1 protein-coding gene is annotated in these 406 nt (G+C 67.5%); it reads right to left on the reverse strand.

The features are described 5' to 3' along the window. Positions 1–308, reverse strand: a 308-nt coding sequence (locus G4D86_RS51950; protein ID WP_164003121.1) for a TetR/AcrR family transcriptional regulator, incomplete at its 3' end; no start/stop codon positions are given. Positions 309–406: the final 98 nt, after the last annotated feature.

A 406-nucleotide genomic window follows, 5' to 3' on the forward strand; every position in this document is an offset into this window, starting at 1 on the left:
GGCAGCCCCAGCGCCCAGTTCGTCAGCGCATCCCAGAAGGTGAAGAAGGCCTCGCGGAAGGTGACGCCGTCCGCGCCGTGCTTGCAGAAGAAGGCCCAGTCCACCTCCCGGCAGAAGGTGTCCTCGTGGAAGGTCCGCACCGTCTGGGCGAAGTGCTGCTTGCTGCCGTAGCGCCGGTACAGGCTGCCCACCGACATCCCCACGGACCGGGCCAGCTCCTCCGCCTTCACGTGCTCGTAGCCATGCCGGCCCAGCACCTCCGCCGAGCTCTGCATCATCCCCGCGAGGTAATGCTCCGCGAACCCCATCCCCTACCCCCTCCTGCCCCCCTTCCGGGGCGGCCGTCCCGTGGAAGGAATATTACTTCCACCATTCCCTTCTACCGGAGGGGGCTGACATGGCGGGT

This window comes from Pyxidicoccus caerfyrddinensis, from assembly GCF_010894405.1.
GTDB lineage: Bacteria > Myxococcota > Myxococcia > Myxococcales > Myxococcaceae > Myxococcus > Myxococcus caerfyrddinensis.